The organism is Rheinheimera baltica, from assembly GCF_030731985.1.
Taxonomy (GTDB): domain Bacteria; phylum Pseudomonadota; class Gammaproteobacteria; order Enterobacterales; family Alteromonadaceae; genus Alishewanella; species Alishewanella baltica.
Genome location: NZ_JAPJDY010000006.1, coordinates 166,098 through 191,052 on the forward strand (window position 1 = coordinate 166,098; position 24,955 = coordinate 191,052).

The window sequence follows — 24,955 nt, forward strand, 5'->3', positions numbered from 1 at the left end:
GCCCCGAATGAAGTTATCTCGCATCAGCCTGGCGTTATTGCCGCTGTTAAGTCTGTGTTCTGTACAAGCGGCAGTTTATAACGTCGTAGAAGTTGGCAATGTGCCGGAGTTAAAGTCAACTTATGCCTCAGGCATTAATGATAGCGGCGATACCGTGTTTAATGGCGCAATCAAAGTTCAGCGGGGGACAACGAGTTCAGGTGCGCCGCTTTACGACTATACCTATTTTAATTACCCGGTTGATTTGGATGCTATTGATTTTGAAAATTCAATTATTCAAGCATTTTTTACTGATGAGCAATTAGCGGATATTAACAGCGGTAATATCACGGCGGATATTCAGTCAATTTTATTATCGAATAATCTGGCTTTGCAGGTTATTGGTAATGCTATTGGTTATGTAAAAACCGGCACAGAGCAAGCCCAAAATTTTACGTTGCGTGACACCGCTATGGCGCGTGCAAACAGTGAATATATCTATGATATTAACAGTGCTGGAATCGCAGTGGGCATGGCGACGTCAACATTTACCAAGCAAAGTTTTACACCCGTGGCAGAAGATGATGCGACTACCGAGCCGGAAACAGTAGAAATATGGGTGCCTGATTTACCGTATTTATCAGGTGTTGCCGTTGTATCTGGTGAACCGCTTGTTTTGCCACCGCCTTATCAGGACTTTGGTGGTGGGATGAGCAGTGCAAGGGCTATTAGTAATAGTGGCTTTATTGCAGGTTATGGCAGCATTGGCTTGGTAGATGAAGCCAGCGAACTTTTAGAGACTAATTGTAACGGGGAATCACAGCCGATAAATTCATGTTTCTATGGACAATATACATCTGATCTCAGAACGCCTGGTACCAGGGGGCAGCCGCTGACATCTTTTGGTTATACTCAGCGTGGCTTGATTTGGCAAATAGAGGGCAGCAACATTTCAGCGCCTACTGTCTTGGGTTTTTTGGGTGAAAAAAATACTCAGTTAGAGCATAGCAAAGAAGGCGCTTTGGCTATTAATTACTTTAGCCAAGCACTTGCAGTTAACAACTCAGGTATTGCTGTTGGTGTATCGTCATACACTGATGAAGATAAACCTTATTTTACCAACGAAGTTTACCGCACTACGCATGCCACATTATTTGTTGAGAATGAAGCATTGCCAATGGTGGATGCTGACAGTTGGTTAACGAGTACATCGGTTGGCATCAATAATAATAATATTGCTGTAGGTTACGCCTCTAAAGTAATAAATGGTAACACACGCAACAAAATGTTTTATTACGATTACAGTACTAATACGACTTCGTTTGTTACTGGTTTTTTTGACAGCTCAGGTACTGTGCCGCGTGCCATAAACGATGACAATGTTATTGTAGGTAGCGCCGAAGTCATTGCGTCTGGCACAACAACCCGACGTATCCATGGTTTTATGTATGACGTAGGCAGTGATAATTTTGTCGATCTGAATACTCTGATAGGTTGTAACTCTCCCTATACCATAGTTGAAGGCCGTGATATCAACAGCAATGGTACTATAGTTGCCACCGCCCTGGTTAATCGAGACACTAGAGACTTACTGGGCAATGTTGTTGTCGATGCGCAGGGTAATCCAGAAAAGGAAGTTGTCACTACGGTGGTAACATTGCAGCCAATTGCTAATGGAGAGGTGGATGTTTGTAACACTGGTGAGTCTGAATACGAGCGAAAAGGTGGTAGCCTAGGCGTTTGGACCTTCTTGTTTGGTGGAGCTTTAATCTGGTGGCGGCGTCGTAAATATTAATTAAAAAAGCTGCTTCGGCAGCTTTTTTTCTGCTTTTCAACTCGTTGTTAATATTCGCTATAAAAAAACATTCTATTAGTGTAATTAGATATAAATAATTTTGTCATCAAATCTTAAACAACATCAGCTCGTTAGCCTTTGTCAAGCGATTAATTTTTCGGTAAAGGATTGAACCTTTTAGTGTAGTCAGCTATCAATTATAGGGTAGCCGCAAGCAATTTTGTGGTTATTATTATCAAGCAAAGTTGAGGAAGACTGCCGTATGAAAAGACAAAAACGTGATCGTCTGGAACGTGCTCATGCTCAAGGTTATCGTGCCGGTGTAACTGGACGTTCAAAAGAAATTTGCCCATATCAAGGTTTAGATACGCGCTCACAATGGTTAGGAGGCTGGCGCGAAGCCATTGAAGACCGCCATGTAGGGTTGTTTAATAAAGGTCAGTAATTTCCCATCATTTTCATAGGATAAAAAGCCCCGTCAAGATAACTCTGCGGGGCTTTTGCCATTAAATTCTACGAAAATATCAGAAGCTAGAGGTGTCCTGAAACAAACCGACTTTTAAATCTGTTGCGGCATAAATGTCGCGGCCATCAACGCTAACAATACCGTCGGCAATACCCATAAACAGTTTCCGCTTAATAACGCGTTTCATGTTGATGGTATAAGTTACTTTTTTCGCCGTTGGAAGAATTTGACCGGTAAACTTTACTTCGCCAACGCCAAGCGCGCGTCCTTTACCCGGACCACCTGACCAGCCTAAGAAAAAGCCTACCAATTGCCACATAGCATCAAGCCCTAAACAACCCGGCATTACCGGATCACCTTTGAAGTGACAAGCAAAGAACCACAGCTCTGGGGTAATATCGAGCTCAGCGATAATTTGTCCTTTACCATAAAGGCCGCCTTCTTCTGAGATGTGAACAATGCGGTCCATCATCAGCATATTATCTGATGGCAGTTGACTGTTGCCCTCGCCAAACAAGTCGCCGTTGCCGCAGGCAATTAAATCTTCTTTTGTAAAGCTATTCTGAGTCATGTATGTTTAATCCAGTGAAAATTCCGGCTCACTTTAGCGAACACTTGTACGCTAGACAAGTCCGATTTGTACAAACAGCCATTTTTACGTCGAAAAGTGCCGTCTTGGCTAAGTTTATGGCCGTGTTATTACTAAAGAGTGAAACATGACAAATTCAAGTGGAAAAGCGCTGAGCAATGCAGAAAAACAACAACGTTACCGTGAGCGGCAAAAACAGTCTGGTAAAAAAGAGCTGCGCGGCTATTTAACCCCAGAAGCGTTAAGCTGTTATGAGGAAATTCAGCAAAAAACGGAGTGGAATGACAGTACTTTACTAAGCAATGCAATACGACTGATGTATGCGGCACATAAATGCGGCCAAATAGGCATTTTAAACAGTTGGTTGACAGAGCATAAACGGTAAATTAGCGTCGGCTAAGGTGTTGTTATGGTATGTTCAGCGTTATAATACTGGCTGTTTACTGTAATAGAGAGCCACTGATGATTTTGTTTGTACGGGACTTAACCGTTATTGATTTTTCTTACCTATGCGAAACACGGGGTATGTTAGGCGAAAGCTATATTGCCGATGTTGAATTGCATGGCGCGCTGGATCAAACGTCAATGGTGCTGGATTTTGGTAAGGTTAAAAAAGTTATCAAACAGGCCATTGATCAGCTGGTCGATCACAAATTGGCCGTTCCGGCTCACTCTGCCGCTTTATCACTTCAAGCGACAGAACAAACTAATGTGCTTAAATTTCAAAGTGACCGTGGCGTTATTCAAATGGCCGCACCGGAACAAGCCGTTGTGGCTATTCCTACTAAAGTGATCAATGAACAAAGCGTTACTGAGTTCCTGCAAGACAGCATAAAGCCGTTATTACCCACAAATGTACAAAAGCTGGTTATTAACTTACGCCCTGAAGCGAGCAATGGATTTTACTACCACTATAGCCATGGTTTGAAGAAACATGATGGCAATTGTCAGCGTATTGCACATGGCCATCGTTCAACTATTCAGATTTATGCTGATGGTATGTTGTCACCCCGACTTAATAAATATTGGAGCGAGCGTTGGCAGGATATTTATTTAGGTACCGCTGAAGATTGCTGTGCAGTTAATGAGTTGCAATATATAACTGCGGGTTGCGACGACTATAGTTTCCGCTATCAGGCTGCGCAAGGCTGGTTTGAATTAACGATGCCCAAAACACATTGCGAAATTGTGCCGTGTGATACCACTGTTGAGTGTTTAGCTGATTATATTGTCGCGGAGCTTAAACAACAGGATAATCTGAAACAATATAAGGTTGTAGCTTATGAAGGGGTGGGTAAAGGCGCTATCGCTTTTAGTTAGTGTTAGTGGTGCTCTTGCAGCAAAACCTGAAGTAGAGCTGATAGGTGCGTTAACGCAAGGCAGCTTGTTGGTGGGAAAAACAGCCCCTGGCAGTGAAGTCTATTTTAATGACGCAGCGCTTATAGTTAGTGCTGATGGTCGTTTTGTCTTTGGTGTAGGCCGAGATGCCAAACTCACTCATCAATTAAAAATTAAATCCGCTGGTGAAGAGCAGGTTATTGAACTTACTATTAGTGCTCGCCAATATGATATCCAGCGGGTAAACGGGGTAGCACAAAAATACGTTACCCCCCCTAGTGATGTTAGCGAACGGATTCAGCAAGATAATGTGCAAGTACGTAAAGCACGTGAAACAGTATCTACCTTGCCGTATATCTTTGATAAGCCAGTAATGCCAGCACAAGGCCGAATTTCGGGTGTTTATGGTAGTCAGCGTATATTTAACGGTGAACCACGTAACCCGCATTATGGTCTTGATGTTGCGGCACCAATTGGCGCTCCTGTTATTGCCCCGCTAAGCGGAACGGTGTTACTGGCAAAAGATTTGTACTATTCTGGCTTAACACTCATTGTTGATCATGGTTTTGGCATTAATTCTACTTTTATGCACCTGAGTAAGTTTCATGTCGCCGTCGGTGATATGGTGGTGCAAGGACAAAAAATTGCTGAGGTTGGAGCGACGGGCAGGGTAACCGGCCCCCATTTAGATTGGCGTATAAACTGGCAGCAAGAGCGGCTTGATCCGGCCTTGCTACCTGGTTTACCGCTTACTCCATATCCATAGTTAACCAGTTATCACATAGCGTTTGGTCCGAAATATTAACTATAGCCACCTGTGCGTTTGACTGACAAAGCTGCAGGGAACACTGTAATAAACGATCTTTCCTGAACAAGTGTAAGATTGTCTCACTATTAATTTCATAGCGTTGTAACAGTTGGTTAAAGTTGTTGTTGGTGATTTTGCGGTTATCTAACGCTATTAGTTGATCGCCTACCATTAAACCGGCCTGATGCGCCGCACCGCCGTGATAAACCTGGCTAATGGTGAGCTGGCCATTAACTGTTTTAGTTAATGCACCGATAAACGGAAGGTTAGCTGGCCCATAAGATTTTTTTAGTATTTCGCCACCAAAATCATCGCCGTGCTGCATCGGCCTTAACGTCACTTTTAACCCTAAATTCGCCAGCGTATCAGCCAGGGGTAATGGCTTGGCTTCATGCAACCACTGTTCAGATTGGCTTGCCAGTTCAGATAATCCCAACTCATTTAATACAACACTTAACGCATTATCTGGCGTACCGGTTGCGATAAAGCGTTGCCATAGTTGTCGCACAACGTGCTGCAATGAAAGGCCTCGTTGGCGTAATGCGGCTTCCAGACAAAGGGCTAGTAACGCCCCTTTAGCATAATAACTGACAACCGCATTTACCGCATTTTCGTCTTGCTTATAAAATTTAGTCCAGGCGGTAAAACTGCTATCTACTAAGCTTTGTACTTGATCACTTGGGTTACGCGTGACTCTGGAGATAAGTTTTTCTACCGTTTTAATGTAACTTTCCGCAGTTATTAGTCCCGAGTGAACCAACGCAAGGTCATCAAAGTAAGATGTAAAACCTTCATATAACCACAGCTGTGATGTGTATTGTTCATTTGCAAGTTGATATTGCATAAAGCAGGCAGGCTTAAGGCGTTTCACCCACCAGGTATGAAAATACTCATGGCTGCAAAGTGCCAGCAGATTCTGGTAGTTTTCATCGACTAATTCTACGCCAGGTGTGGGTAAATCAAACCTACTGCAAAGTAAGAGTGTTGAATTCAAATGTTCCAGACCACCATAGCCGTCTTCTGTTACCCAGAGTAAAAACCAGTAACTGTCTAAATCATCGGGTAGGGCGCCAAACACATTTAGCTGTTGTTGACATATTTTGGTTAAATCGTCGGTGAAGCGGGTTAAATCGGTCAGGTTTGAACCTGTTACTACCAAATAATGGTTAATGTCGTTGATGCTGAATTCACATAGGGTAAAAACGCCAAGTAGCAAGGGGCTATCAATTAGTATTTGATAGTTATCAGCGTAGTAACGCCCAAAGCCAACAAAGGGAGTGTCGCTTGCACGCGACAAACCGGTGGCCAAGCGCCAGCTTGCCGCTACGTCTGCTTGTGGCTTTATAACATCTACATGGTGCACTAATGTTTGTAGTTCGCTAACGCACAGGCAAAGGCAGGCTGGGTTTAATACCGCAACTTCATCATCAATATAGGCTGCGCGGACAGATAAATCATTGGCATATACCTGATAGCGCACGTAGATGATGTGGTTATTACAACTTAGCTGCCAACGTTGTTTATCCAGTTGTGTCAGTTTCAGTGAGCCCACATCATCATATGCGTTGATTGAGACAATGTTGCGGGCAAAATCACGGATCATGTAGCTACCAGGGATCCACGCTGGTAATGTGAGCTCATGCACTGCTTGTGTAGGTTTGAAACTCAGTGTGACTGTTATTAGATGAGCAGTTATGTCAGATACATCCAACTGATAGTTTACATAATTCATAATGTGGCCTTGGCTTCGCATTTTGATAACTATTATGCCGTTAAAATAAGTTAAGGAAAACGACAAGGCACGGATCTGCATTTCTAACTACATGCAAAAGTATTAATAAAAAAGAAGGCTATGACGCTATTAACACTTGTAGCGGTTGCAAATAAAGGTCAGTCTTATAAAATCCGCAGCCTTTAAGCATTAGTGAGAACAACAATGAGCAATGACGCGTTAATTGCTAAACGTATGGAGCACGCTGTTACCCGTGTTACAAAAACAGTATTTCCCGGGCGTACCAATCATCATAACACCTTGTTTGGTGGCGAAGCGCTAGCGTGGATGGACGAGGCGGCCTTTATTGCAGCGACCCGGTTTTGTCGTAAGCCTTTAGTAACAGTAAGTTCTGATCGCGTTGATTTTAAAGAGTCTATACCTGCAGGAAGCATAATTGAGCTGGTTGCCAGAGTGGAGCACGTTGGCCGCACCAGTATTCGTGTGCAAGTCGATATTTTTGTAGAGAACATGTATAGCGATGATCAGCATAAAGCCATTTCTGGTAGTTTTACTTTTGTTGCACTTGGGCCCGATCGTAAGCCGACACCCGTGCTTAGCTAGTGCTATATATTCAACAACACGCTAACTCTTTTATGTTATTACTGCGATTAATGCGAGTGTAAATGCGGCCAGTTAACGAGGGCTTTTGTCATTGTTTAGTTATAATCCCACTAGGGTTAAATTTCGCTGCGGGTCAGTATTTTGTATAAGTTTTTAGAGGACCGCACCCGCCAGTTTTGGCTGCTGCATACATTGGGCTGGCTCGGTTTTGCCATTGTTACGTATTTAAACTCGTTAATACAGGAAACCCGAGATGCCTATCTTATAGTGGTAGCACTTGATTCTTATATTGGTTGGTTAATTACCATTCCGCTGCGTTACACCTATCAAAGAGTAGGGCAATGGACACCGTGGAAAATGATCATTACGGTTTTGGTGTTAGCTTTTACCGTAGCGGCAATCTGGACTGCGGTGCGTAATTTTAATTATTGGGAAATTTACCGCCACGGTGCACGGCCAGATCATTGGTTAAAGTATGTGCGTGAAACGCCATTTGCTTTTTACGTTATGTTGAGCTGGAGCGGGCTGTACTTTGGTATTAAGTATTATCAGACGTTGCAATTAGAGAAGCAAAAATCATTAACTGCAACCAATAAAGCCCATGAAGCACAACTTAAAATGCTGCGTTATCAACTTAATCCGCATTTTCTGTTCAATACCCTTAACGCCATTTCAACCTTAGTGTTAATTAATGAAGCCGACACGGCCAATAAAATGGTGACAAGGCTTAGTGACTTTTTGCGCTATTCATTGTACAAAGACCCTATTAATAAGGTGCCGTTAGAACAAGAGGTTTATGCGGCCCGCTTATACCTTGAGATAGAGAAAGTGCGTTTCTCTGAACGCCTGTCAGTAGAATTTGAATTAGAGCCTGACACTGAGTCGGCGCTGGTACCTAGTTTAATTTTGCAGCCTTTGATAGAAAACGCGGTTAAATATGCAGTAGCCAGTCAGATAAATGGCGGGAAAATTGCTATAACGGCGAAAAAGTTTGGCCATGATTTGTTGCTTGAAGTCGCCGATAATGGTCCGGGAATGACCATTACCAATGGCTTACCCAAAAGCAGTGATAGTGGTGTTGGCTTAGTCAATACCAAAGAACGATTATCCGCATTATACGACAATAATTTTGCGTTGGTGTTAACGCATAATCAGCCACAAGGGTTGAAAGTTAATATTCGGATCCCATTAGAATTAGAAAAAACGGAACAGGCACATGCTTAAGGTAATAGTGGTAGATGATGAGCCTTTAGCCCGTAAAGGGATGATGGTTCGGTTACGCGAATTTTCTGAATTGAACGTTATTGCTGAGTGTAGTAATGGACAACAAGCAGTAGAGCTTATTAGCGAGCTTGCTCCGGATTTGGTTTTTCTTGATGTTGAAATGCCTGGGATGGATGGTTTCGCTGTGCTTAAGCAACTTCAAGCAAAGCAGGTTGTTTTACCCTACGTCGTTTTTGTTACAGCTTATGATCATTATGCTTTTAATGCCTTTGAAGTCAGTGCGCTGGATTATGTGCTTAAACCCGTTGAGCCGGAGCGTTTAAAATTAGCAATAGAAAAGGTACTTAAACTTTTTCAGGCACAGGACACACAAAAACATAAGGGGCAGCTTGCTGAAGCTGTAGCAAAGCTTACCGGAGATGATACTGGTAATATTTTACAACGACTTGATAACGCCCAGCCGGTTGTTAATGACCGATTCCCAGATGCAATAAGTATTAAGGACAGCGGCGAGATAACGCGAGTACCGGTATCTGCAATAGAGTGGGTTGATGCCGCTGGTGACTATATGTGTATTCATACGCGCGATGGTCAAACCCATATTTTACGTCGCACAATGAAAGAGCTGGAACAAGAACTTGACCCTAAGCTTTTTGTTAGGGTCCATCGTTCTGCGATTGTTAATGTTCATACCATTGCTAAGTTGCAAATGTTGGCCAATGGTGAGCATCAACTAATGCTGACTAATGGCCAGGCAGTAAAAGTAAGCCGCAGCTATAAAGACCGGGTTAAACAGGTTTTTACACCATAAAATAGCCTAGTCGCTGGCAATGTTTTGTTGCCAGCGAACTAAATAGGGGTCGAGTTGTTTTTTCTTCTCACCGGTATTTATTAGCGGGTAAAGCACAGGTTTTTGATGCACTTCACCTGCCATCATCAGATGCGCGCCATCAAGTAGTTGCTCTACTGCAAAAGCCCCTAGTTTTGTCGCCAGAATTCTGTCAGCGCCCACAGGGCTCCCCCCTCGCTGGATATGTCCAAGAATACACGCCCGGCATTCAATTCCTAACGCTTCACTTATTGTTTCTGCCAATGCGCTGGTTCCTGCTGGATAACTGTTTTCCGCTACAACAATAATATAGCTGCTACTACCCCGCATTAGTTGTGCACGCTGTATTGGTGCAAGCAGGGCTTTTATATTATGTGGCTGCAAAATGCCAAATTCCGGGCAAATAATTTGCTCAGCACCCGCTGCAATACCGGCAGATAGGCTGATATAACCTGAATGTCGGCCCATAAGCTCAATTAGAAAAATACGCTCAAAGGCCTCTGCCGTGTCACGAATTTTATCAATTGTGTCCAGTGCGGTGTCGATAGCTGTAGCAAAGCCAATAGTAAAGTCGGTTCCATCGATATCGTTGTCAATGGTGCCCGGTATCCCCATAATTTGACCTTGATAATAATTGGCAATTGCCAGCGCACCACGAAAGCTGCCATCCCCGCCAATAACAATTAGGGCATCAAGTTCAAGCTCTTCAAGTACTGTGGCAGCCTGCCTTGCACCTTCTGCGGTATGTAACTGTGCACAACGAGCACTTTTCAGCATGGTGCCGCCTTGATGGATAATGTGAGCAACGTGTTGCGGCAGTAACCTTTGATAATCAGATTCCAGTAAGCCATTGAACCCATGATGAAATCCAATAACATCAATATTGCTTACAGACGCCGTTAGCACAATTGCGCGAATAGCTGCGTTCATACCGGGGGCATCACCACCTGAGGTGAGTATGCCAATACGTTTTATCATGTTGCATCTCAATTTTCGTTTGTCGCTGGGCAATAGCGTTATGTTTCTGATGAAGTATAGTGAATATCAGCGCATTTTAGTTTGATATGGCGCAATGGTTAGTAGGTTGGTCGCTATTATCTGTTTTCGTACAGACAAAAGCGGCAAAAATAGGTGAAAATGTCTGCTGTATCGGACAATGCCGTTTTACCACACTTGTGGCATCCACACTGGAAATAATTCATGCATCAAATTACCGGCAAAAGCCTGGTTGGCTTAACGTTAGCATTAACTACTGCCATTTTATGGGGCATGCTTCCTATTGCATTAAAGGTACTGCTTGATGTGCTTACTCCCAATACCATAACGGCGATTCGTTTTTTGGTTGCCGCTGTCATGGTCGGTATTTGGCTTGGTTTCACAGGTAAGTTACCCGCTATGATGCTGTTTCGTAACCGTAAAGTAATTACTCTCATGTTGGTTGCTGTTGCGGGACTGTTATCAAATTACATCATGTATTTAACCGGTTTAAATTATTTAAATGCCGAAACCGGGCAAGTAGTGATCCAACTAGCGCCATTTTTGATGATGCTTGGCGGCGTTATTATTTTTAAAGAGCGTTTATTGCGCTGGCAGAAAGTTGGGGCTGTAACATTGGTTACCGGTTTATTACTGTTTTTTAATGAGCGATTAGTGCAATTGGTTATGCAAGCGAGCAATGAAAGTATTGGTGTACTTTTAGTTGTTGCCGCGGCAGTTACCTGGGCGGCATATGCATTGGCACAGAAGCAGCTGTTAGTGCATTTTAGTTCGAAACAAATTATGTATATGTTGTATGTCGCCGGTACGTTGGCGTTTGTTCCTGTGTCAGCTTTTGAACCATTGATGACGATGAGTTACTTACACTGGGCACTGTTGGTATTCTGTTGTTTGAATACCGTGGTGGCTTATGGTGCTTTTGCTGAAGCTTTGCATCATTGGGAGGCGTCAAAAGTCAGCGCGGTATTAGCAGTAACGCCATTATTTACCATCTTGTTTGCCCAGCTAACCTCTTGGCTATTTCCGGGTTTCTTGTCGGCACAACAGTTAAATATCAGCTCTTTAATTGGTGCGTTTCTGGTTGTTTTGGGTTCTGCTATGACGGCGTTAGCACCGCAGTTTGTTCAATACAACAGCGCTCGCAAAGCACGAAAATTACAACGTGATGTTTTTTAAAACATACAGCAGACAATTTTATACAGCAAGCATGTTATGGCATGAGAAAACCTGACAATGCATACGGCAATCCGGATGCATTGTCACTAAGGGCTATTCTACACCAATAAACCCACCGGTTTGATGCGCCCAAAGCTGTGCATAAATGCCACCTGATGCAATAAGCTCAGCGTGGCTGCCTTGTTCGATAATATTACCCTGATCTAACACAATTAAGCGGTCCATCTGAGCAATAGTGGATAATCGGTGCGCAATAGCAATAACGGTTTTACCATCCATCAAGGTGTTCAAGCTGGCTTGAATTGCGGCTTCTACTTCAGAATCTAGCGCTGATGTTGCTTCATCTAGGATTAAAATAGGGGCATTTTTTAACAATACTCTGGCTATTGCAATACGTTGCCGTTGTCCACCAGAAAGTTTTACTCCGCGCTCGCCTACTTGGGCATCAAAACCACGATTGCCTTTAGGATCAGACAAATCTGCAATAAACTCACTGGCTTCTGCTTGCTCTGCAGCCAACTGAAGTTCTGCCTCTGTAGCATCGGGCTTGCCATAGGCAATGTTGTCACGTACTGAACGATGCAATAAAGATGTGTCTTGTGTAACCATGGCGATATGCTTTCGCAGACTTTCCTGACTAACCTGGCTAATATCCTGACCATCAATGAATATTTTGCCGCTCTCTACATCATAAAAACGTAGAAGTAGGTTTACCAACGTCGATTTGCCAGCGCCAGAACGACCGACCAGGCCAACTTTTTCACCCGGTTTAATATTGAGATCTAAGCGCTGCAGTACAGGGGTTTTTCCGTCCGGGCTATCTTCCTTGCCGTAGTTAAAACAAACTTGGTCAAATGTTATCGCGCCCGTACTGACCTGTAGCTGCTTGGCGTTAGCTATATCCATTACTTGCGCGGGTTGGGATAAGGTGGTTATACCGTCGGCCACAGTACCGATGTTTTCAAACAAGCTACTGACTTCCCACATAATCCACTGCGCCATGCCGTTTAAGCGCAGGGCTAAGCTAACAGCAATAGCAATAGCCCCGACACTAATGGCGCTGTCAGCCCACAAGTAAATCGATAATGCGGCGATACTGAACACCAAAAAGTAATTTAGCGTTTGTACCGATACACTCAAACCAGTAGCGAGACGCATCTGCCGGTAAACCGGCTTTAAAAACACATCCATGCTTTCTTTGGCGTACGCTTCTTCACGGTGAGTATGTGAAAATAATTTTATGGTGCTTATATTGGTATAGCTATCGACAATACGGCCGGTCATTTCGGATCTTGCATCTGCTTGCAGCGTTGACGCACGTTTTAGCCTGGGAACAAAATAAAACTGCATTGAAACATAGATCACTAACCATCCCAGTATGGGAATAATAAGTCGTAAATCTGCTTCACCAATAAAAAACAGCATAGAACCGAAATATACCAAAATATATACCATTACATCGAGAAGCTTCATTACCGTTTCACGCACGGCCAAAGAGGTTTGCATGACTTTAGTGGCAATCCGGCCGGCAAAGTCGTTTTGATAGAAACTGATACTTTGACGTAACAAATACCTGTGCGCTAACCACCTAATTGACATTGGGTAGTTACCCAATAAGGTTTGATGCAAAATAGCAGCATGAAAAAAACTTAGGGCAGGGAGTAACACCAAGGTTACAACCGCCATTTTAATTAAGGTCGCGCGCTCGCTGACAAACAAATCTTGCGGGTCGTTTTGTATCAACCAGTCAACCAACTGGCCCATAAAACTAAATAGCGATACTTCCAGCATGGCCAGCAGCGCTGTACTTATCGACATTAGCACCAACGATGTTTCCATTCCTTTAGTATAATGACGACAAAAAGCGAAAATTCCTTTTGGCGGTTGTTCCGGATTTTCAGCAGGAAAAGGGTTTATAATCCGTTCAAAAAAACTCAGCATGATAGACTCTGTAAAGCTTAAACAAGAATGACTATTGTACCTGACTTATCATTAAAATCATGCGGTCAGGATGTCATTGGCGGGTAATAAAGCCGAATAATACTGTGAATCTTGTATTCGCTGTGTATTATTGCCCTATTAACCGCACGTCATAATTGTATTCAGGCGTTTCGACTTTTTATATCAGGGAACTCATGGAAAAAATATCTGCCACACTGGCTTTACTTGGAATAGTGTCTTTATTTTGTCAATGGCTTGGTTGGAAACTAAGGTTACCGGCTATTTTACCATTATTAGTGGCGGGTTTACTTCTTGGCCCGGCATTTGGCGTGCTGGATCCTGATCAGCTTTTTGGTGATCTGTTATTTCCAATTATCTCGCTTGGTGTTGCGGTAATCTTGTTTGAAGGTTCCTTAACACTTAATTTTAAAGAAATAAAAAGTCATGGCAGGATGGTAACAAGTCTGGTCACGGTGGGTGCAGTCATTACATGGGCCTGTATTACATTAGCATCACATTGGTTGGTTGGGTTTAGCTGGGAAATTTCCATGCTGTTTGGTGCGCTGGTTGTTGTTACTGGCCCAACGGTCATTGTACCTATGCTACGCAGTGTCAGGCCAACATCTAAACTTGCCAGCATTTTGCGTTGGGAAGGGATCGTAATTGACCCGCTCGGTGCTCTAATTGCCGTGTTGGTGTTTGAATATATCGCGTTTTCTTCAAATACCGGAAATCATGTCTTAACTGCACTTGGTTTAATGCTCTCTATCGGCTTTGGACTCGGTGGATTAGCCGGTTATCTGGTCGGTAACGTACTGCGTAAGAATTTACTACCACATTATTTACAAAACACTGCAGTACTTACAATAGTACTTGCCGTGTTTGTCGCGTCGAATTTACTGCAGGAAGAGTCGGGTTTATTAACAGTAACGGTAATGGGGATCTGGCTTGCCAATATGCGTGGTGTTGACATTGCCGACATTCTTGAATTTAAAGAAACTTTAACGGTGCTGTTAATCTCGGCGTTGTTTATCTTGCTTGCTGCCCGTTTAGATTCAAGTGCAATGCTGGATTTGGGGTTCGGTGGTTTAGGCTTATTGTTGGTGGTGATGTTTATCGCCAGGCCTTTAAGTATTTGGGTATCTGCATTAGGTTCATCGCTTACGAGTAATGATAAATGGTTTTTAAGCTGGGTTGCGCCTCGGGGTATTGTTGCTGCAGCGGTATCTTCGCTTTTTGCTATTAAACTAGAAACACTGGGTTTTGACGGGGCTGATAAAATAGTTCCTTTGGTGTTTCTTGTGATTATCGGCACTGTAGTGGTACAAAGCCTTACCGCAGCAAAATGGGCTAAATGGCTTGGCGTTTCTGCAGGCTCCAATCAAGGTATCCTTATTTTCGGCGCGTCTCGATTCTCTCGTGATTTAGCCAAGGTGTTACAAACACGTCAATTAAGGGTCGTTCTGGCTGATACAAACTGGGATAACATCAGACTGGCTAGAATGGACAATATTCCGGTATATTTTGGTAACCCCGCATCTGAACATGCTGAGACGTATTTGGATCTTACCGGCATCGGCAGGGTCTTTGTTATCTCCCCGTACAGACAACTAAACCCATTGGTAAATTTTCACTTTCAAGATGTGTATGGCATGAATAAAGTGTTTGGCTTAAATAATGCTGAGCCTGTTAGTGCCAGGCACCAAATGTCGGAAACTTATGTGAAACAACTCAGCTTGTTTGGTGAACAAGTTTCCTATGCCAAGTTATCAAGTTTAGTTGCCCGGGGAGCGGTAATCAAAACAACAAATATTACAGAAAACTTCACCTTTGAGCATTTTTTAAAGCGTTACGGTGACGGCGCATTACCTTTGTTATATATCAAAGATAAGAAGCTACACGTCATTACTGGCACAACAGGCGAAACAATACCAGGTGATGTTGAGCTGGTTAGTCTTATCTCTGCCCATGCACTGCAAGAAGCAAAAGTGGCTAGTCAACCTGCTGAGAGTGAGCAGCAAGTAAAAACGTAAGAAACTTACATGCTTGCCGATACATAGTGCGAGTTGCTTGATTATGTTATAGTGTAACAATTTTATTGGTAGACGTATTTGAGCACTTTCAGTACGGCCAAAGCAGCAATATCAACATAATGCTGGTGCAAGGCCTTGAATAAGTAAAGCGCTAGCCCAACTTAGCATGCGTTGTATGTAACGCAGCGGTTATTCGAGATATTGAAATGAAATTAAAACTGGTTAGTTCAACGCTATTGCCCACACCGTTTGCAGAGTTTAGATTGCATGGTTTTGAAGCGCCAAACGGGAAAGAACATGTTGCGCTGACATTAGGTGATGTTGGTGGCGCTGAGCCTGTTCTGGCGCGAGTGCATTCCGAGTGTTTAACGGGTGATGCACTGTTTAGTTTGCGCTGTGATTGTGGGCCGCAATTACATGCTGCGATGCAAAAAATTGCGGATATAGGCCGTGGCTGTATATTGTATTTGCGCCAGGAAGGCCGCGGTATAGGCCTTATAAATAAAATTAGGGCATATGCAGAACAAGACAAGGGACTGGATACGGTTGAAGCCAATGAAATTCTTGGTTTTTTACCCGACATGCGTGAATACGATATTGCGGCGCAAATGTTTGAGCAACTGGGTATTCAGCAAATACGTTTGTTGACGAACAACCCTCGTAAATTAAAAGCCCTTACTGACGCCGGAGTTAATGTGGTTGAACGTGTGCAACATAGGGTTAAAACCACTGCACATAGCCACCGTTATTTGGCGACAAAAGCCAGTAAATTGGGGCATTTGCCGTAATACTGTTAATGTACAGCTATATATTGCTTTGACAACGGCTATGTTATAATAGCTGTCCTTTTTGTCTTATTGCCCACAGGATATTCTTTTGACCAACAACGACCTATTGCGCAGCCTGCGCTTCAGTTTAAACGTACATGACTACGGCATGATAGCCATTTTCGCCTTAACGGAAGTGACTGTAACAAAAGAGCAAGTGGTTGCATGGTTAAAGAAAGATGAAGACGAAGGTTTTACCCCGATTGATGATGTATTGATGTCAGGGTTTCTGAATGGTTTGATCATTCAACGGCGGGGAGCAAAAGACAGCGGCATTCCTGAACCTGAAACAAAATTAAACAATAATATCATGTTGCGAAAGCTAAAAATCGCTTTTGATCTTAAAGACGATGACATTATTGCGTTACTAGAAAGTGCCGATTTTCGCCTAAGTAAATCTGAGTTAAGTGCATTTTTCCGCCGGGCAGATCATAAACATTACCGAGCGTGCCAGGATCAGGTATTGCGTTACTTCTTACGCGGTATTCAATTAAAATTCCGCCCTGTAGAGTAGCGCGTTAGCTACAAATTGCAGTTAAATCTGTTGCCAAGTTAATGTTATACTGCAGGCATTTATTGCCAAGTGTCTGCAGTTATGATCCCAAAGCTTACCCCCGAATTAGCGCTTGATGCCGGTATTGTTGCCTTTAGCAAGGCATTAATTGCAGCTGGATACACTGGTGATATTGAAACCAGTTACGCTAGCCGCTTAGCCGTTGCTACCGACAACAGTGTATATCAGGCGCTACCACAAGCCGTTTTGTTACCAAAGACGACTGATGATTTAGTGATCTTAACGTCACTGGCTCAAACATCGAGTTTCTCACATATTAAATTTAGCCCGCGCGGTGGCGGTACCGGCACAAATGGTCAGTCACTGACGGAACATGTGGTGGTCGATTTATCGCGGCATATGAACAATATTTTGGAGATCAATGTCGAAAAGCGCTGGGTGAGGGTACAGGCAGGGGTAATTAAAGATCAGCTCAATGCTTTTCTTAAACCTTATGGTTTCTTTTTTGCTCCTGATTTATCCACTTCGAATCGTGCCACTATCGGCGGTATGGTAAACACAGATGCGTCTGGGCAGGGCTCATTGGTTTATGGTAAAACCAGTGATCACGTGTTGGCGTTAAAAACCGTATTAATCGATGGCAATGTGCTTAAAACGCACAAGATGGCCACGTTTGAAGCTGAACACCGAGCACAAATGCCTAATTCTGTGGGGCGCATTTACCGGCAAGTATTGGATAGTTGTCGAGATTTCAGACCACAAATTTTAGCTAAATTTCCCCGTTTAAACCGTTTTTTAACCGGTTATGATCTTGAACACGTATTTAATGATGATTTAACCGAGTTTGACTTATCTCGAATTATTACTGGTTCAGAAGGGTCTTTAGGCTTTGTCGTTGAAGCCAAACTTAACATTACGCCCATCGCCAAGTATAAATGTTTGGTAAACGTTAAGTACGACAGTTTTGCCAGCGCACTTAGAAATGCTCCGTTTTTAGTTGCTGCGCAAGCGACATCTGTTGAGACCGTTGACAGTAAGGTGCTGAATTTAGCGCGCGGCGATATTATCTGGCATCAGGTAAAAGACTTGATTACCGATGTTGCAGGCACTGAAATGCAAGGCCTTAATATGGTCGAGTACAACAGTGAACAACAATCTGATATTGAAGAAAAAATTGCTGCACTTACTGCACGTTTAGATAACGCCATTGCCGATAAAACCGACGGTATTATCGGATATCAACTTACCTATGACACCACGGCAATTGGCCATATTTATGCGATGCGTAAAAAAGCGGTTGGCTTACTGGGTAATACCAAAGGGGCGCAAAAGCCTTTGGCATTTGCCGAAGATACGGCTGTACCGCCAGAGAATCTGGCCGACTTTATTATGGAGTTTCGAGCGCTTCTCGATAGCCATAATTTGAACTATGGCATGTTTGGGCATGTTGATGCTGGTGTTTTACATGTGCGTCCAGCTTTGGATTTATGCGATCCTGAGCAAGAAAAACTACTCCGCAGCATCTCAGATCAGGTTGTTACACTTACGGCCAAATATGGCGGCTTGATGTGGGGCGAACATGGTAAAGGCTATCGTAGTGAATATGCTCCGGCTTTTTTTGGCGAAGAGTTATTCACTGAACTTCGCAAAATCAAAGCAGCATTTGACCCGCGTAACCGCGTTAACCCGGGAAAAATTTGTACGCCCTTTAACAGCGCAGATAAATTGGTGTCTGTTGATGGGCAAAAGCGAGCTTGGTTTGACAGGCAGATCCCGGTTGCAGTTAAAGACAGTTTTGACAGTAGTTTAAATTGTAACGGTAATGGCCTGTGTTTTAACTACGAAGAAAGCTCGCCAATGTGTCCGTCCAGCAAAGTAACGAAAGACCGCCGGCATAGCCCCAAGGGACGGGCAGGTTTAATGCGCGAATGGTTACGCCTAACCGAAAATGCGGGTTACGATGTATTAGCCCAAGAACAAGTACTTCAAGAAAACCGTAGCAGTTTCAAAGAGGTATGGGAAAAAGTTAAAAACACACTAGCTAAACGTCAGGGAGATGCTGATTTTTCCCATGAGGTGATGGAAGCAATGGAGGGCTGTTTGGCCTGTAAAGCCTGTGCTGGGCAATGCCCGATTAAAGTTGACGTGCCGTCATTTCGTGCGCGGTTTTTACAGCTTTATCACAGCCGGTATTTACGGCCCGCAAAGGACTATATCGTCGGTAATATTGAACGCACGGCACCTCTTTTGGCAAAAGCCCCACGGTTAGTTAACTTTATGCTGAAACGTAAATTTGTCGCCAGTATGTTGGAAAAAAGCGTAGGTTATGTTGATACGCCATTGTTGTCGGTGCCAACATTATCTCAGCAAGTAGGCAAACGTTATGCATTTGATTTAGCTGCACTGCAACAACTCAGTGCTGCACAACATGAAAAAACCGTATTGCTGGTGCAAGACCCTTTTACCAGCTTTTATGAAGCGGAGCTGGTTGCTGATGCACTTAGCTTGCTCACTAAGCTGGGTTTTAATCCGATCTTGCTACCATTTTTACCCAATGGTAAACCTCAACATGTTAAAGGTTTCTTACGTGACTTTGCCCGCACAGCGTCAACGGCTGCACAATTTTTAAATCAATTGCAGGCTTTGGATTTGCCGATGTTAGGACTTGATGCGTCTTTGGTGTTGGTTTACCGCGATGAATATAACAAAGCGCTGGGTTCTGCAAGGGGGGATTTTAATGTTCAGCTGTTGCATGAGTGGTTAGCAGGGCAAACACTGCCAAATGCTCAACAGTCTGCTGAGTATGCTTTATTAGCGCATTGCACAGAAAAAACTGCTTTGCCGGCTACAGAAAAAACCTGGCAGACTATTTTTTCCAAGGTTGGCCTCACATTAAAGCCTGTCAGTGTAGGTTGCTGCGGTATGGCAGGTACTTATGGTCATGAAGCGCAGAATTTGGAAAACAGCAAAGCGTTATTTGATATGAGCTGGCGTAAGCCGGTAGAGCAGTTTGGCACGGAGCAAATATTGGTCACGGGTTTTTCTTGTCGTAGTCAGGTTAAACGTTTAGTCGGTGATAAACCCCTGCATCCTTTGCAGGCGTTATTGGCAGCATTGTAGTCTGGGGATGATGTGTAAAGAAAAAAATCCGCCAATTGGCGGATTTTTTATTTGTTTCTAACAGTGATTAGAACTTATAAGTACCTTTTAAGTAGTAATAACCACCATTGATACCCATTGGGGAAGTTTCGTAGTATTTACCACCAAAAGCATTATTAGGTTCACCTACAGCGCTAAGGTTAAGTCGCTCTGGTTTAGTATCAAAAATATTTTGAGCACCTAACGATACAACAAACTCATCGTTGATAAAGTAACTAAACTCAGCGTCAAACGTTACTTTTGCTTTTGCATTAACTTCAGTACCTGGCTCACTTGGTGTACCAACCCAGTCAACGTGGACACCTTGATATTCACCAAAATAATTGGTTCTTACAAAGACAGACCAATCATCGTAGCTCTGGTTCCAGGTTAACGTTGCGCGGTGGTTTGGTAAATCATTTTCCAGTCTCGATACCTTATCTAAACCAGTGATTGCTGTAGCACTCTTAACTGACGTATCGTTCCAGTTGTAGGCGAAGTTGAAGCTACTGCGACCTTCAAGTAAGTAGGTAGAATAGCTAGCAACAAAATCAATACCTTGTGTTTTGGTATCGAAATCGTTCGTAAAGAAGCTAACCTGCTGAATGGAATCAACGTTTTTTACGCCTGCAGCTTTAAGTGCCTCACGGTTAGCGTCGGTTAAATTAATTTTACTTGACTGACTAATACGATCATCTACATCAATACGGTAGTAATCAAGGGTCATAAAGATATCGCCACCTGAATACACCACACCTGCAGCAAAACTGGTTGACTCTTCAGGTTGTAATTCAGAACCGCCCAATTCAATTGAGACAGGGTTGGTAGGTGGTAACAATGCAGAATCTACTAACAAACCTGATTCCAGGTTTGTTTGCACGTTACTTACGTTTGCCTGACCAACGGTTGGCGCTCTAAAGCCAGTGCTGTGTGAGCCGCGAACTGCCCAGTCATCGGTTAGGCGATATTGTGCAGTCAGTTTGTAATTTAATGTCGAGCCAAAGGTATCATAATCTTCAAAACGCAAGGCGAAACCCATTAACAGAGCTTCTGTCATTTCTGCTTCAATATCAGTATAGAACGCATAGTTTCTGCGTGATGAAACACCGGCATCTTCAGGCTTAAAGCCAGGGAAACCGTTTGAGCCAATGCTGAAACCTTGGTCAACAAACTGACCAACTTCGAATGAAGCCGAATCACCTGCAACCACTTCAAAGGTTTCTTCAGTCCATTGTGCACCAAAAGCAACGGTTAAGTCTTCATACAAGCCAGCAGGTACAAATTTAACGAAATCAGCTGTAAAGTTTTTCTCCAGCTGAATATATTTGCCCGGATTAAACTCGGTTGGTGAATCTAAGCCTAAAGAGGCGTTGATGGTGTTAGTCATCATATAGCTTGACTCGTTGCGGCCAACAGAACCGCTAAAGTCATACATGATGTCTTCTAGCCAACCGCTTTTAAACTCACCCTTAGTACCCGCAGTGATTGAGGTGTCTGTGACATTACCACCAAAAGTCGGTGTAAAGCCGCCAGGGAACATCGAGAAGAAGGTGAAACAATTTGATGGTAACGCGCCTACAGCCGAATTAACCGCGTCAAATGGCAAGTTACTACCGCTACCGTCTTTAAGTCCAATAGTTGGACACGCACCAGCAGCCAAGTCAGTGTTACCAATTAGTAAGGTCTCACCACCATCATTAGAGAATACACCGCCACGGTTATATGGATTACGATAGTAAAAACCGCCAGTAACATCCCGCTCAGAGTAGTTACCAAACAGGTAGGCTTCTCTACCATTGCCCAAGTCTAAACCCGAGTTAATAAAGATTGTAAGATCATCACTAATTTCTGGCGAACCCCATACCTGGGCAATAGGTGCAATACTTGGGTTACCGCCATCAGCAAATGCCTGAGCATCCGGACGTTGTTCACTGCGGCTTGTCGGGTCTACATTTTTATATTGAAAACTGGCGTTAACAAAACCGTTATCAGTTAACGGCATACCAATGTTGCCGGCAAACTCAGTGCTGGTGCCATCACCTTCGTAGTATTCACCATGTTTTACTTCAAAACTGCCGCCTTGGTCGGCATTTTTCAATACAAAGTTAATTACCCCTGCAATAGCATCAGAGCCGTATTGTGCAGCAGCACCATCACGTAAAATTTCTACTTGTTTTAATGCAATACCAGGGATAACTGATACATCTGCGCCTTGGGCACCATCGTTAATACCGCCGCCTAAAAATGCAATAACGGACGACTTATGGCGGCGTTTACCATTAGTTAATATCAAAGTGCTGTCTGCAGATAGACCACGCAGGTTCATTGGACGAACCAGCGTTGCAGCATCACTGATAGGGTTAGAGTGTACGTTAAGTGATGGTACCGTTGTTGTTATCAGGTTAAGCATATCTGTACTGCCATTTTTTGACAGTTCTTCACCACCGATAATATCAATAGGTACTGGCGAGTCACCAATAGATCGTGGTGCTGAACGCGAACCAACGACGGCAATTTTTTCAACGGCTTTTTCTTTTGTTGCGTCTGCCGTTTGCTGTTCCTGAGCAACCGCCACACTTGCACTGATGCATAAAGATGCCGCTAACGCGAACTTTACCGACCGCGCAACCGGATTATAGTTGTTGTGGATTTTCATAGTTTATTCCTGGAATTATTAGTTATTTGCCTGACGTATATGCTTTTATTATGTCGTCGTTATAACAATATTTGATAAATCGGTGGTTGTCTATCGTATATTTACGTTAATTCGTCGTTGATACGGGGACTTAGTGAGATAGTTAAAATTGTTGTTAACCATTGCCAATGTTAATTAGCTGCTTTATAAAAGTCTGCAGATCAATTTACTGGATGTGAAAATGCAATACCTGCCGTTAACCGAAGCTTTTTTCCCCGCAGTCGTTTTGTTAGCCAACCAGATACACGGTGATAATTATCTAACAGTTTCAGAATTGCAGCAGATGTGGCAGTCAGGTATCAAAAATAATATTAACGCGAGTTTTATCGCTTTAGATAAAACTACGGTTGTAGGGTTTCGTATTAGCTATGCGGCTGGGCAATGGCTGCAAGATAAGTGGTGCAGTGTATCGCTTTGGCCTGTGTCATCGACAAAGATGGCGTACTTTAAATCAGTTGGCGTAAAGCCCGAGTATCGTGGGCAGGGCGTTGCTAAAAATCTATTACTGCATTCAATTTGTGCATTACAACAACAAGGTGCAGAGGCCGGTTTAGCGCATATTTGGCGTGAAAGCCCAGACAATGCGGCACAGTTATATTTTGCTAAAGCAGGCGCAAAATTGCTTTATGTTCATCCGGATCGCTGGCGACATTTATCTGAAACCATGGGCTATATATGCCCGTGTTGTGGCAATTTGTGTCGCTGTACTGCAGCAGAAATGGTATTACCGTTTGCTAAAATTGACAATTCATTGGCCGTGTCAGAATAGTTTAAGCTCGCTCACAAGCGAAGTGTGGAGTAAGTAATGTACGATCCGCTGGTTCACAGTAATATAGAGCAGAGGGCGAGCTATCCGGCTTCGTACTGGTCCGCCAACACATCTCTTCAATCATTAGGTACTTCTTTACAACATGATATCAATACCGATGTTGTTGTTGTCGGTGCCGGTTACACCGGATTGAGTTGTGCTTATCAACTAGCAGCACAGTTTTCCCGCGAGGTGACGGTAATAGAAGCAAACAATACCGGCTGGGGGTGCAGCGGGCGCAATGCTGGCTTTGTTTTACGTGGCACAGGTCGTTTGGGGTTGTCACAATTAAGTAAAAAATTCGGCCTTGATACAGCAAAATTATTTCATCAGGAATATGGCGCTGGTATAGCTCAGGTTCACCGGATGATAGCCGAGGGCAATATTGTCTGTGAGCCTCAGCCACCAGGTTACTTGAAAGTGGCACATACCGCAAAACTAGGCCGCGATTTCCCCGTACAAGCTGAGTATTTACAACGTAATTTCGCGTATCCTGTGCAGTATGTTTCAGCAGATCAATTGAAACGCGATTACATGCAAAATACCCAAGCATTTGGTGCTATCCGTTTTCCTGATTGCTTTGGAGTTAACCCAATGGCGCTGGCACAAGGGTATGCCAGTTTAGCCAAGCAGAGTGGGGTTGTTGCGTATACGGGGACGCCAGTGTTGAAATGGCGGCAACAACCGAAGGGGGTTATTGAGGTACAGACTCCATCAGCGACAGTGCGTTGCAAACAACTTATTTTCGCTACCAATGGCTATACACCAAAAAATTTTTTCCCGCAGCTGAATAATGCGTGTTTGCCGGTGCTTAGTAGCGTGATAGTGACGCAGCCACTGAATGCAGAGCAACTTGAAGTAAGTGGTCTTAATCATACTCAGCTGGTTATGGATACCCGTGCGCTAAAATATTACTACCGTAAACTACCCGATAACAGGCTGCTTTTTGGTGGACGCAGTGCGGTGCATGGCAAGGATGCGACCAAGCCTATTTATCCCGCGCGATTACTTAATGCATTGAAAGCCTGTTTTCCGATGTTGGAGTCGTTGCGATACGACTATCATTGGAGCGGCTGGGTAGCAGTTTCTTATGATGACTTACCCAGAGTCTGTGAAGCGCAACCTAATGTGTTTTACAGTGCCGGTTATTGTGGCAGTGGGGTATCGTTCAGTACATTAGCAGGCCTACGGTTAGCACAACTAGCAATGGGCCATGGCTTGCCTGCGCTGCCGCTATACCAATCATCGCTACGGCCGTTTCCATTGCCAGGTTTTAGACGTATTGGGCAGCAAGCGTTTTATCAGTGGGGGCGATTTAAAGACCATTTTTTGTCGTAGCTTTTCTGGTGTACTTTTTTATTGAAAATAGTAAGTGCGCAGAGGCAATCGCGGCTTAACGCTGTTATCGCTGAGTAACGATTTGCTAATCACAGGCTGCGATTAAGATAGATTATTTGCTGGTGT

General features: G+C 43.6%; 20 protein-coding genes. 15 read left to right on the forward strand and 5 right to left on the reverse strand.

Annotated features, from left to right (window positions below):
* Window positions 1–7: 7 nt before the first annotated feature.
* Together ORJ00_RS11750 and rmf are read left to right on the forward strand one after the other, a co-directional pair.
* Window positions 8–1,774 carry a DUF3466 family protein gene (locus ORJ00_RS11750; RefSeq protein ID WP_306125630.1) on the forward strand — a complete coding sequence of 589 codons (1,767 nt, stop codon included), beginning with the start codon at window positions 8–10 and terminating at the stop codon, window positions 1,772–1,774.
* A 262-nt stretch (window positions 1,775–2,036) separates the two neighbouring features.
* Complete coding sequence (gene rmf / locus ORJ00_RS11755; protein WP_027672923.1) at window positions 2,037–2,219, forward strand: ribosome modulation factor; 183 nt, start codon at window positions 2,037–2,039, stop codon at window positions 2,217–2,219.
* 79 nt (window positions 2,220–2,298) lie between these two features.
* Here the strand turns inward: rmf and fabA are convergent, their stop codons facing one another.
* Entirely contained in the window at window positions 2,299–2,811 is a 513-nt protein-coding gene (fabA, locus tag ORJ00_RS11760) for a bifunctional 3-hydroxydecanoyl-ACP dehydratase/trans-2-decenoyl-ACP isomerase (protein ID WP_027672924.1), read from the reverse strand.
* A gap of 145 nt (window positions 2,812–2,956) precedes the next feature.
* Between fabA and ORJ00_RS11765 the strand changes: the two genes are divergently transcribed.
* The 3 genes from ORJ00_RS11765 to ORJ00_RS11775 all read left to right on the forward strand — a co-directional run bounded on the left by ORJ00_RS11765 (window position 2,957) and on the right by ORJ00_RS11775 (window position 4,933).
* A complete protein-coding gene (locus ORJ00_RS11765) occupies window positions 2,957–3,214 on the forward strand; it encodes a hypothetical protein (protein ID WP_027672925.1) in 258 nt (85 codons plus the stop codon).
* Between the two features lie 77 nt (window positions 3,215–3,291).
* Window positions 3,292–4,149, forward strand: coding sequence for a 6-carboxytetrahydropterin synthase (locus ORJ00_RS11770; RefSeq protein ID WP_306139948.1), 858 nt, complete (start codon window positions 3,292–3,294; stop codon window positions 4,147–4,149).
* Window positions 4,112–4,933, forward strand: coding sequence for a M23 family metallopeptidase (locus ORJ00_RS11775; protein ID WP_306125628.1), 822 nt, complete (start codon window positions 4,112–4,114; stop codon window positions 4,931–4,933). The genes ORJ00_RS11770 and ORJ00_RS11775 overlap by 38 nt, the downstream gene beginning before the upstream one ends.
* Here the strand turns inward: ORJ00_RS11775 and ORJ00_RS11780 are convergent.
* On the reverse strand, window positions 4,917–6,707 hold the full coding sequence (locus ORJ00_RS11780; protein ID WP_306125627.1) for a M61 family metallopeptidase: 1,791 nt from the start codon (window positions 6,705–6,707) through the stop codon (window positions 4,917–4,919). The two genes, ORJ00_RS11775 and ORJ00_RS11780, sit on opposite strands and share 17 nt — an antisense overlap.
* 204 nt (window positions 6,708–6,911) lie before the next feature.
* Between ORJ00_RS11780 and ORJ00_RS11785 the strand changes: the two genes are divergently transcribed.
* The 3 genes from ORJ00_RS11785 to ORJ00_RS11795 all read left to right on the forward strand — a co-directional run bounded on the left by ORJ00_RS11785 (window position 6,912) and on the right by ORJ00_RS11795 (window position 9,345).
* Window positions 6,912–7,310 (forward strand): acyl-CoA thioesterase, encoded by a 399-nt coding sequence (locus ORJ00_RS11785; protein ID WP_027672929.1) that lies wholly within the window; start codon window positions 6,912–6,914, stop codon window positions 7,308–7,310.
* A 141-nt stretch (window positions 7,311–7,451) separates the two neighbouring features.
* A complete protein-coding gene (locus ORJ00_RS11790; RefSeq protein WP_306139950.1) occupies window positions 7,452–8,534 on the forward strand; it encodes a sensor histidine kinase in 1,083 nt (360 codons plus the stop codon).
* Complete coding sequence (locus ORJ00_RS11795; protein WP_305976716.1) at window positions 8,527–9,345, forward strand: LytR/AlgR family response regulator transcription factor; 819 nt, start codon at window positions 8,527–8,529, stop codon at window positions 9,343–9,345. The genes ORJ00_RS11790 and ORJ00_RS11795 overlap by 8 nt, the downstream gene beginning before the upstream one ends.
* Window positions 9,346–9,351: 6 nt before the next feature.
* On the opposite strand, the gene ORJ00_RS11800 is transcribed toward ORJ00_RS11795, so the two are convergent.
* Entirely contained in the window at window positions 9,352–10,341 is a 990-nt protein-coding gene (locus ORJ00_RS11800; protein ID WP_306139951.1) for a 6-phosphofructokinase, read from the reverse strand.
* A gap of 222 nt (window positions 10,342–10,563) precedes the next feature.
* On the opposite strand from ORJ00_RS11800, the gene ORJ00_RS11805 reads away from it, so the two are divergent.
* Window positions 10,564–11,535 carry a DMT family transporter gene (locus tag ORJ00_RS11805; RefSeq protein ID WP_306125625.1) on the forward strand — a complete coding sequence of 324 codons (972 nt, stop codon included), beginning with the start codon at window positions 10,564–10,566 and terminating at the stop codon, window positions 11,533–11,535.
* Window positions 11,536–11,628: 93 nt separating this feature from the next.
* Here ORJ00_RS11805 and ORJ00_RS11810 read toward each other — a convergent pair whose 3' ends face one another.
* Window positions 11,629–13,476 (reverse strand): ABC transporter ATP-binding protein, encoded by a 1,848-nt coding sequence (locus tag ORJ00_RS11810; RefSeq protein ID WP_306125624.1) that lies wholly within the window; start codon window positions 13,474–13,476, stop codon window positions 11,629–11,631.
* 194 nt (window positions 13,477–13,670) lie between these two features.
* On the opposite strand from ORJ00_RS11810, the gene ORJ00_RS11815 reads away from it, so the two are divergent.
* The 4 genes from ORJ00_RS11815 to ydiJ all read left to right on the forward strand — a co-directional run bounded on the left by ORJ00_RS11815 (window position 13,671) and on the right by ydiJ (window position 19,970).
* Window positions 13,671–15,509 (forward strand): cation:proton antiporter, encoded by a 1,839-nt coding sequence (locus ORJ00_RS11815; protein ID WP_306139952.1) that lies wholly within the window; start codon window positions 13,671–13,673, stop codon window positions 15,507–15,509.
* A gap of 206 nt (window positions 15,510–15,715) precedes the next feature.
* On the forward strand, window positions 15,716–16,297 hold the full coding sequence (gene ribA / locus ORJ00_RS11820) for a GTP cyclohydrolase II (RefSeq protein ID WP_027672935.1): 582 nt from the start codon (window positions 15,716–15,718) through the stop codon (window positions 16,295–16,297).
* 88 nt (window positions 16,298–16,385) lie between these two features.
* Window positions 16,386–16,850, forward strand: a complete 465-nt coding sequence (locus ORJ00_RS11825; protein ID WP_027672936.1) for a YehS family protein — start codon at window positions 16,386–16,388, stop codon at window positions 16,848–16,850.
* Between the two features lie 81 nt (window positions 16,851–16,931).
* Window positions 16,932–19,970, forward strand: coding sequence for a D-2-hydroxyglutarate dehydrogenase YdiJ (gene ydiJ, locus ORJ00_RS11830; RefSeq protein ID WP_306139953.1), 3,039 nt, complete (start codon window positions 16,932–16,934; stop codon window positions 19,968–19,970).
* 67 nt (window positions 19,971–20,037) lie between these two features.
* Here the strand turns inward: ydiJ and ORJ00_RS11835 are convergent, their stop codons facing one another.
* Window positions 20,038–22,644: a TonB-dependent receptor plug domain-containing protein gene (locus tag ORJ00_RS11835; RefSeq protein WP_306139954.1), complete on the reverse strand. Its 2,607-nt coding sequence runs from the start codon at window positions 22,642–22,644 to the stop codon at window positions 20,038–20,040.
* Between the two features lie 220 nt (window positions 22,645–22,864).
* On the opposite strand from ORJ00_RS11835, the gene ORJ00_RS11840 reads away from it, so the two are divergent.
* Both ORJ00_RS11840 and ORJ00_RS11845 read left to right on the forward strand, forming a co-directional pair.
* Window positions 22,865–23,452 (forward strand): GNAT family N-acetyltransferase, encoded by a 588-nt coding sequence (locus ORJ00_RS11840; protein ID WP_306139955.1) that lies wholly within the window; start codon window positions 22,865–22,867, stop codon window positions 23,450–23,452.
* 36 nt (window positions 23,453–23,488) lie between these two features.
* Window positions 23,489–24,829: an NAD(P)/FAD-dependent oxidoreductase gene (locus ORJ00_RS11845; RefSeq protein ID WP_306139956.1), complete on the forward strand. Its 1,341-nt coding sequence runs from the start codon at window positions 23,489–23,491 to the stop codon at window positions 24,827–24,829.
* The last annotated feature ends 126 nt before the right edge of the window (window positions 24,830–24,955 follow it).